General features: G+C 60.2%; 7 protein-coding genes and 1 pseudogene. 7 read left to right on the top strand and 1 reads right to left on the bottom strand.

Translation table 11 applies throughout. The features are described from left to right. Window positions 1–189 (top strand): annotated as a pseudogene (locus ACNKID_RS08150) (DNA repair protein RadA); the annotation flags it as partial. A gap of 88 nt (window positions 190–277) precedes the next feature. On the opposite strand, the gene ACNKID_RS08145 reads toward ACNKID_RS08150, so the two are convergent. Beyond that, window positions 278–598 carry a TusE/DsrC/DsvC family sulfur relay protein gene (locus ACNKID_RS08145; RefSeq protein WP_417912944.1) on the bottom strand — a complete coding sequence of 107 codons (321 nt, stop codon included), beginning with the start codon at window positions 596–598 and terminating at the stop codon, window positions 278–280. Between the two features lie 272 nt (window positions 599–870). Here ACNKID_RS08145 and ACNKID_RS08140 point away from each other — a divergent pair, with 272 nt between their 5' ends. The 6 genes from ACNKID_RS08140 to ACNKID_RS08115 all read left to right on the top strand — a co-directional run. After that, the gene (locus tag ACNKID_RS08140) at window positions 871–2766 is read left to right on the top strand and encodes a SurA N-terminal domain-containing protein (RefSeq protein ID WP_417912943.1); all 1896 of its coding nucleotides are present in this window, start codon (window positions 871–873) and stop codon (window positions 2764–2766) included. Between the two features lie 99 nt (window positions 2767–2865). After that, complete coding sequence (locus tag ACNKID_RS08135; RefSeq protein ID WP_417912942.1) at window positions 2866–7044, top strand: DEAD/DEAH box helicase; 4179 nt, start codon at window positions 2866–2868, stop codon at window positions 7042–7044. Window positions 7045–7115: 71 nt separating this feature from the next. Further along, a complete protein-coding gene (locus ACNKID_RS08130) occupies window positions 7116–7460 on the top strand; it encodes a hypothetical protein (RefSeq protein WP_417912941.1) in 345 nt (114 codons plus the stop codon). Between the two features lie 16 nt (window positions 7461–7476). Beyond that, complete coding sequence (locus tag ACNKID_RS08125) at window positions 7477–8316, top strand: TatD family hydrolase (protein WP_417912940.1); 840 nt, start codon at window positions 7477–7479, stop codon at window positions 8314–8316. After that, a complete protein-coding gene (locus tag ACNKID_RS08120; RefSeq protein ID WP_417912939.1) occupies window positions 8313–9005 on the top strand; it encodes a YggS family pyridoxal phosphate-dependent enzyme in 693 nt (230 codons plus the stop codon). Before ACNKID_RS08125 ends, ACNKID_RS08120 begins: the two co-directional genes overlap by 4 nt. Before the next feature lie 33 nt (window positions 9006–9038). Continuing rightward, window positions 9039–9301, top strand: a 263-nt coding sequence (locus ACNKID_RS08115) for a glycosyltransferase (protein WP_417912938.1), incomplete at its 3' end; no start/stop codon positions are given.

Raw genomic sequence — 9301 nt, 5'->3', positions numbered from 1 at the left:
GGCTTGGCCGGAGAAATCCGGGCCGTCAGCCAGATGGAGATGCGCCTGCGCGAGGCCCGGCGGCTCGGCTTCAAGACCTTCCTCATGCCCGAATCCAGTCGGCGACAGCTGGAGGCAGGGTCTGCTGAAGGCATTCTGGCGCATCCGGTGCGCACCGTGCACGAGGTGGTGGAGAAGCTCTTTGTCTGAGGCTGCTCCATTGTCTTCTTTGCTCCAAAAAGAAAAGGCTGCCTTGAAGGCAGCCTTTCTTATATGCGCAGAGCGTAGAACGTGCAGATCAGACGCAGCCGGTCGGTTTCGGCAGGCCGGCCATCTTGCAGGCTCCTTTGCCTGGGCCGGAGGGGAACAGCTCGTAAATCCGCTTCAGCGGGAAGCCGGTGGTCTTGGAGAGGATGCGCACCATCGGGGCGATGCCATTCTTCTTGTAGTATTCCTGCAATGCGTCAATCACTTTCTGGTGTTCCTCGGTGATATCGTTGATGCCCTCAACGCTTTTGACGTATTCAACCCAGTTCTGATCCCATGCCTCGCCGCCGTTCAACAGGAAGCCGTCTTCATCAACTTCGTAAGATTTTCCGTTGTGCTCAATGGTTGCCATAGTGGTTCTCCCTTAAAAAAGATAGATTGAAATGAATAAAGGCATATTCACCGTTGCGGTCTGTACGGATTCAGACCAAAGACATACCCTATGGTCATCTCTTTGTCAAGCGTTCTTCGTTTTTTTCTGCCTGTTCCGGCAGCCTGAAAGCGGCGGCGGCGAGGGAATGCACAATGATTGGCATTTTTCCTGACAACCTGCTATCTTGTGCGGATGAGGCAGGAGAGGCGCAGCTCCTTTCGGACCAAAAATTCATTGGAGAGTAAAGCAATATGTTGGATTTTCTACGCAAGCAGGCTCAGTCACCCCTGATTCAGACTGTGGTGGTGATCATCGCGGTGGTGTTCATTTTCTGGGGAGTCGGCACCAATCTGGGCGGCAGCCGCAGCTCCGTGGCCACAGTCAACGGCACAGAAATACCCGGCATGGACTTCAGCCGCGCCTATAGCCAAGCATTGGACGGCCTACAGCAGCAGTTCGGCGGCAGAATGCCGTCCGGTTTTGCCGAGCAGCTCGGCATCCGCGAGCAGGTGTTGCACCGGCTGATTCAGGCCGAGCTGCTCCGCCAAGGCGGCGCGGAGGCAGGCATCAGGGTCAGCGAGCTGCCGGTGCAGCAGCGGATAGCCGAGATGGAGGTTTTTCAAGAAAAGGGTAAATTCAGCCTGCAACGCTACAAGGACGTTCTCAGCCAGAACCGGATGACTCCCGGCTCGTTTGAGAAAGGGCTGAAATCCGACCTCAGCACTGAGCGGGTGCAGGAGCTGGTCGGCGACTTCACCGTGATTTCCGACAATGCCGCCTCCCGCTGGCAGGCGTGGAGCAACGAGCAGCTCAAGCTGGCCTATGTGAAGCTGGAGCCTGCCGCTTTTGAGAGCAAAGTTGCCGCAGACGACAAGGCGTTGGCCGCTTGGTTTGAGAAAAATAAGGAGAGATACCGCTCCGAGCCGAAAGTCCGGCTGAAGTATCTTTTGTTCAATCAGAGTGACGATGAGAAAGAGATCAAAATTGCTGACGAGGAGCTGACGGCCAAGTACGAGCAGGACAAGGAGAGCTACCGTCAGCCGGAGCAGCGTCATGCCCGCCATATTTTGTTTAAAATCGAGAAAAACGCACCGGAAGATATCCGCGCTGAAAAAAAGAAGCAGGCTGAGGCTGTGCTGGCTCAGGCCAAGGCGAAAGAAGCTGATTTCGCCGCGCTGGCCAAGCAGCACTCGGAGGATGCCAGCAATAAAGATATGGGCGGCGACTTGGGCTTCTTCGCAGCCGGACGGATGGTGCCTGCCTTTGACGCGGCGGTCTTCGCCATGCAGCCAGGCGACATCAGCGGGCCAATTGAGACCGAGTTCGGTTTTCATCTGATCAAGTTGGAGGAGATCAAACCGGAAACCGTGCGCAGCTTCGAGCAGGTCAAGGACAGCATCGCCGCCAGCCTCAAGCGGGAGCAGGCCAAGGCCTTGAGCTTCAAACGGGCGGCGGCGGCCTACGAGGCGGTGATGAAAGCGGGCAGCTTGGACAAATACAGTCAGCAGGAGGCGGGCAAGGTGCAGGTCACGGAGCCTTTCTCCCGCAGCGAGCATCCGCAAGGCCTGCCTGCTGACCCGAAGTTCATCGAGGCCGCGTTCAGCCTGAAAAAAGGCGAGCTGTCCTCGATCATTGAGCTGCGCGAGGGCTATGCCGTTCTCTTTGCTGACGACATGCAGGAGCCGGAACAGCCTAAGCTCGAGGCGGTGAAGGACAAAGCTCTGGCAGATTGGAAGAAAGAGAAGGCGGCGGAGCTGGCCGCCAAGGCAGCGGCTGATTTGCTCGCGGCCAGCCGGGAGAAGAAAGAGCTGCAAACGCCCGAAGGCGGAACGGTGACCGTCACTGGACTGCTCAAGCGCACAGCCTCGGGCGAGGAAAACGCACCGCCGGATCAAGTGCGGAGCGATGCCTTCAAACTGGCGTGGAAAGAAAAGCTGCCCGCCGCGCCGGTGCAGGCCGAGAATGTGTGGTTTGTCTATGAAGTGCGCGAGCGGCTGGCAGGCGAGAGCAAAACTGACGACGATGTGCGGCAGCAGCTTTCCGCTTCAGCCCGGCGTGACCTGCTGACCGCGTGGCTGGCCAGTCTGCAAAACAAGGCCAAGATACGGATCAGCCTGCGAAGCCGCGACGACGAGCCGCAGCAATAAGTTCGGCGCAGCGCGGTGGTTGGACAGGCGGGGAGGCAATGTCCCGCCTGTTCTCTTTTTCAATGCTGCCCAGCGCAGCACAGCCTGTTCGGAAGAAAAATGCCCCTCTCAGATCAGAACAGCAGCCAGATAAAGCTGGTCCGCAGCCTGCCCTCTTTGGAGCAGTTTCTGCTTACATTCATGGCCGTCCTCTACGAGCCGGTCTCGGCGGCCTTTCTTGCCTCCTGCCTGAGCGGCTCAGACCTGCCCGGTCTGCCGCCGAAAATCAGCGGTGACGAGCTGGAAGGAGCGGTCAGCCGCCTGCGCGAGCTGGGCCTGCTCAATGAGTTCAACCAATGTCCGGCCCTGCTCGCCGAGCAGCTTGTCCGGCAGGCTGTTGCTGAAGGCCGTTTTGCCGCCTTGGCCGAGCTGATTGAGCGCAAGGCACCGGTTTCTTATTTGTACGGCAAATGGTCAACCCGCTGCCGCCGCGCCCTGCGCCAGTTCCGCATCGGCCTGCACACCGGCGACACCGACAAAATGGAGGAGGCCGCCGCCTTCCTGAAGGAGCAGTGCAAGGAAGAGCAGCCAGGGCCGCCACCTGCGGTGCAGATCGTTGCCGAGACCTTTGATGCTGACTGGTTCCGTAGCCTGCCTGGCTTTCTTCAGTTTTATCTGCTTAACGAGATATTCCGCCATACCGGGGAGCAAGCCGAGGATTATCCGGCAGTGACCGCCTATCTGGAGCAGGAGGAGAAAATGCTCCTGTCCGAGGACGAGCGGGTGCCGTTCCGCAGGCTGCTGGCCGGGCATTATCTGCTCCGGGGCTGCACCAGCAAGCTGGACAGCCTGCTGGCCGCTCATGCCGACTCCTTCCAAGGCTCCGGCTTCGCGGGCAGCTCGGCCTTTCTCCAGGGCCGCACCGACGAGGCCATCAAGCTTTTCGAGGCGGACTTGGCTCTGCTCAACAAATACGCCGGGCCGGAAGGAGCCTTCTTTTTCAACCTCAACGGCCTGTTCTGCATCATGGCCCTGCTCTCCCGCAGCGGCCTTGGCGACCGCGAGCTGATCCGCCGTGCAGTGGCCATAGTTCTCAGCCGTTGTCATGGCGGGCCAGAGGAACTGCCCTTCCGTTTCCTTGATATTTATGTAGTGGCGGCTGAAGGCGGACTGCCTGACCTGCGCATTCTCAGCGAGGGCTTTGAGAAGGATGTGCGCAGCCTGAGCCTCCTCACCGCCGGACTGGTGCTGCACTGGCTGAGCGTGCATCTGCCGGACAAGCTCCAGGCTGGGCTGGAGTCCCTCTGCCGCCGGGCCAAGGCCAACGGCTTCCTTTGGCTGGCGATGGAGGCGGCCCAGCTTTTGGCCGCCGCTGATCCCAGCCGCAAGGATTTGATCAAAACTGCCGAAAAGCTAGCCAAGGAGATCAGCTGCCGCAGCATCACCCGCCTGATCACGCTGGGCGAGGACTCGTGGAAGCAGAGCTTGGAGGAGCTGATCAGCGTCACAGGCAAGGCAAGACAGGCGGAGAAGACCAGCCGCCTTGCGTGGACGGTGGAATTTGCTGACGGCAAGCTGACCTTGGCGGCCAAGGAGCAGAAGAAAAAACCGGGCAGCAAGTGGAGCAAGGGCAAGGGCATAGGCCTCAATCGCCTGCTCTATTCGCCCAAGGATTTTGATTACCTCACCGAGCAGGACGAAAAGATTTCCGCCACCCTCCGGCAAGTGGGCGAGCCGACCTCCCGCAACGGCGGCTGCGAGTTCGATATGGACAAGGCTCTGCCTGCGCTGGTCGGCCATCCGCATGTTTTTTTAGAAAACAATTCCGGCAATGTGCCAGTGGAGATTGTGGCTGGCGAGCCGGAGCTGATGGTTGAGGAGCAGGACGGTTTTCTTTTCATCCATTTCTTGCAGGAGATCGGGGAAGGCAGGGTGACGGTCTGGCAGGAGACCCCGACCCGTTTCCGGGTGATGGAGATCAACGACGAGCACCGGCGGGTGGCGAGCATCATCGGCCCTGGCGGCAAACGCTACCCGGCGGCGGCAGGCAGCCAAGTCTTGAGTGCCATCGGCAACATGGCCTCCTTCATGACCGTGCATTCCTCGATTGACGTGGGCGGCGCAGAGAAGGACGTGAAAATCATCGAGGCTGACCCGACCATTCACATCCACATTATTCCCTACGGCACCGGCTTCCGTCTGGAGATGTTTGTCCAGCCTTTCTCGCGCAAGGGGCCGTATCTCAAGCCGGGCATGGGCGTGGCCAATTTGATGGCCGAGGTGGGCGGACGGCGGATGCAGACCCGCCGCAATCTACTGCTGGAAGAGGAGAAGGCCCGTGAAATCGAGGAAAGCTGCCCGATTCTCGACCTCGCCACTGACTTGGCCCAAGAGAACGAGCGCGAGTGGCATCTGCTCGACCCGGAGGAATGCCTGCAAGCTCTTTTGGAGCTGGAGGAAATCCGCGACCGGGCCGTGCTCGAATGGCCGGAGGGCGAGAAATTGGCCGTGCGGCGGCAGGCAGGCATCAGCCAGCTCAACCTCAACATCCGCACTGGCCAGCAGGACTGGTTTGCCCTCTCCGGCCATGTGCAGGTGGATCAGGACGAGATCATTGACCTGAAAAGCCTCTTGGACAAGGTGCGCGAGGCCCGCAGCCGCTTCATTCCGCTGGGCAAGGGGCAGTTCCTCGCCCTGACGCAGGAATTCCGCAGCCGCTTGGAAGAGCTGCTCCGCTTCAGCGAGGCGGGTGGCAAGAGCGAGAACGGCGAGGAGGAAATCCGCATTCATCCGCTTGCGGCCTTGGCCTTGGATGACCTCACCCGGCAGGCCAACACGCAAGCTGACGAGGGCTGGAAGAAGCAGCTCGCCCGGATTGAGTTTGTCCAAGATTTTGTCCCGGAGGTGCCCTCCACCTTGCAGGCCGATCTGCGCGATTATCAGGTCGAGGGCTTTGTCTGGATGTCGCGGCTGGCGCATCTCGGCGTGGGCGGCTGTCTGGCCGACGACATGGGCCTCGGCAAGACGCTTCAGTCGTTGGCGGTGATCCTTGACCGTGCGCAGGACGGCCCGACCTTGGTGGTCGCGCCGACTTCGGTCTGCATGAACTGGGAGCAGGAGGCGGCCCGCTTCGCCCCCACCCTGACCGTGCGCACCCTGATCAACCCTGATGACCGCAAAGAGGTGATCAGCAGCCTTGGCAAGCGGGACATCCTCATCACCAGCTTCACCCTGCTGCAGCAGGAGGTGGATTTGCTCGAAACCGTGGCATGGCAGACCGTGGTTTTGGACGAAGCGCAGTCCATCAAGAATGCGGCGACCAAGCGTTCCAAGGCAGCCATGCTGCTGAAGGCCAAGTTCCGTCTGATCACCACTGGCACGCCGATAGAAAACCATCTCGGCGAGCTGTGGAACCTCTTCAATTTCATCAATCCCGGCCTGCTCGGCACCTACAAACAGTTCAACACCCGTTTTGGCATTCCGATTGAGAAGCACGGCGACCGCACCGCCAAACGCCAGCTCAAGAAGCTGATCCGGCCCTTCATGCTCCGCCGGATCAAGTCGCAGGTCTTGGACGAGCTGCCGCCGCGCACTGAAATCACCCTGCGGGTGGAGATGAAGAAGTCGGAAATGGCCTTCTACGAGGCTGTCCGCCAGCAGGCACTGGAGAACATCGAGGGCAGCGACCCCAAGGCTGGGCGGCATCTGCAAATTCTCGCCGAAATCATGCGCCTGCGCCGGGCCTGCTGCAATCCCAAGCTGATTGACTCGGCCAGCAAAATACCGTCAAGCAAGCTGGAGGTCTTTGGCGAGGTGATCGAGGAGCTGCTCGAATCGCGGCACAAAGCCTTGGTCTTCAGCCAGTTCACCGGACATCTGGCCCTGATCCGCGAATACTTGGACGGCAAGGGCATCAGCTACAAATACCTTGACGGCACCACCCCGCCCAAGGACCGCATCCGGCAGGTGGATGAGTTCCAGGCGGGCGAGGGCGACCTTTTCCTGATCAGCCTCAAGGCAGGCGGGCTTGGTCTCAACCTCACGGCGGCGGACTACGTCATCCACATGGATCCGTGGTGGAATCCGGCGGTGGAGGATCAGGCCGCCGACCGCGCCCATCGCATCGGCCAGAAACGGCCTGTGACTGTCTATCGTTTGGTCACCGCCAACACCATTGAGGAGAAAATCGTCCGGCTGCACCACGAGAAGCGCAATCTGGCCAGCTCGCTGCTGGAGGGCACAGACGCGGGTGCCCGCATGAGTGCCGAGGAGCTGCTGGATTTGATCAAAGGGAGCTGAGACCGGCCTTCGCCTGCCGCAGCGCTTGCCCGCAGTGTCTCGGCGCAAGCCTGCAACACCTCATTGCAGACGTGCAACGCCGCGTTGCAGGTCTGCAATGCCTTGCTGTAAGCCTGCAACGTCACGTTGCGAGCTTGCAACGCCGTTTTGCAGGCCTGCAAAACCTCATTGCAGACGTGCAACGTCGCTTTGCAGGTCTGCAATACCTTGCTGCAAGTCTGCAACGTCACGTTGCGAGCTTGCAACGGCATCTTGCAGACTCGCAACGCCTCGGTGCAAGCCTGCAACGCCTTGCTGGAAGTTTGCAACGAGGTTTTGCAGGCCAGCAATATCCTCCTGCGGGCCTGCGGAACGGCATTTTTACTGCGCCGAAGCGGAATCCTTCTTTGGCAATCATTGCCGGAACAGCAACCTAAGGCGCTGTCACGGCATTTGAACGATATTCACTCTTTTCACCCGATGAACACACCCGCCCCGCTCTCGCTGCCCTCTGGCAGCTGCTTGGTTGACACCCATTGCCATCTCGACATGGCCGATTACCAGGCTGATCTGGCTGAAGTCATCGCCGCCGCAAATCGCAGCGGCGTGACCAAGATCATCACCATCGGCATTGATCTCGCCAGCTCGCGCCAGGCAGTGGAATTGGCCGCCCAGCACGAATGCGTTTATGCGGCGGTGGGCATCCATCCCCACGATGCTGACAAGGCCGGGGACGAGACGACGTTCCGCCAGCTGAGCGAGCTGGCTGCCGCGCCCAAGGTGGTCGGTTTCGGCGAGATCGGCCTTGATTATGCGAAAAATTATTCGCCAAAAGAAGCGCAGCTGCGTGTTTTCGCCCGCCAGCTCGAACTTGCTCAAGAGCTGCGCCTGCCGCTGATCCTCCACGACCGCGACGCGCACGAGGATTGTCTGCGCCTGCTCCGGGAGAAAGGGCCGTTTCCGCAGGGCGGAGTGATGCACTGCTTTTCCGGCGGGCAAGAGCTGGCCGAGCAGGTGCTGGAACTGGGCTTTTATCTCTCCATTCCCGGCATTGTCACCTTTCCCAAGGCGGAAAGTCTGCGCGAGGTCGTGCGCCGCCTGCCGCTTGACCGGCTCCTGCTGGAAACCGACGGGCCGTTCCTCGCGCCAGTGCCGTTCCGGGGCAAATGCTGCCGCCCGGAATATCTTCTGCACACCGCCGCTGCTGTGGCTGCTCTGCGCGGTGTTTCTCTGGCGGAACTTGCTGATCAGACCAGCCGCAATGCGGAAAAACTCTTTGCTTTGCCAGCATGATCTGTGATAACCTCGAACACATCCGCGCCGCTGTCCGCGCCGCCGCTTTGGCCTGCGGCAGGAACCCAGATGCGGTCAAGATCGTGGCGGTTTCTAAACACGTGGCTGCGGCAGGCGTGGCTGCGGCGCAGGCCTGCGGCCAGACGGTCTTTGGCGAAAATTACCTTCAGGAGGCGGCGGGCAAAATCAGCCAGCTTGATCCTGCCTTGGAATGGCATTGCATCGGCCATTTGCAGAGCAACAAAGCCGCTGCCGCCGCGTCGCTGTTTCAGGTCATACAGACCGTTGACCGGCTGAAGCTGGCCGCCGCTTTGGACAAGCAGGCAGCGCAGCTCGGCAAACAGCTGGACGTGCTGATCCAAGTCAATGTGGGCCGCGAGCCGCAGAAATCCGGCGTGCTGCCAGAGCAGGCCGAAGAGCTGCTTCAAGCCATGCAGCCGCTGGCCAGCTTGCGCGTCCGTGGCTTGATGACCATGCCTCCGCTGGGCCGCGAGCCGGAGGAAAGCCGCCCGTGGTTTCGTTCGCTCAAGCAGCTTTCCTTGCAGTTAGCTGAGAAGGGTTTGTTTTATGACAACGCGGCAGTCGAATTGTCCATGGGCCTTTCGGGAGATTTCCTCGTCGCTGTTGAGGAAGGGGCAACCATGATCAGAATAGGCACCGCGATTTTCGGCGAACGGACGCGGCAATAACCGAGAAGTTTCTTTTGCTCCTTGTTGACTTCCATGCGCATCATCATCACTGGCGGCGGCACTGGCGGCCATCTTTTTCCCGGCATCGCTTTGGCCGCAGCTCTGCGGCGGCAATTTCCTGGCTGCGAGATCATGTTCATCGGCACCCAGCGCCAGCTTGACCGCGACGCGCTGGCCGGGCTGGATTTCCGCAAAGAATCCATCGCCTGCATGGGCCTCAAAGGCATGGGCTTGGCGCACCGGCTGCGGAGCCTGATCAGCCTGCCCAAGGCGGTGCTGGAGGCGGCGCGTCTGAT

The sequence above is a fragment of the Candidatus Electronema sp. TJ genome, from assembly GCF_048287355.1.
GTDB lineage: Bacteria > Desulfobacterota > Desulfobulbia > Desulfobulbales > Desulfobulbaceae > Electronema.
This window is presented reverse-complemented; position numbering and strand designations above follow the sequence as displayed.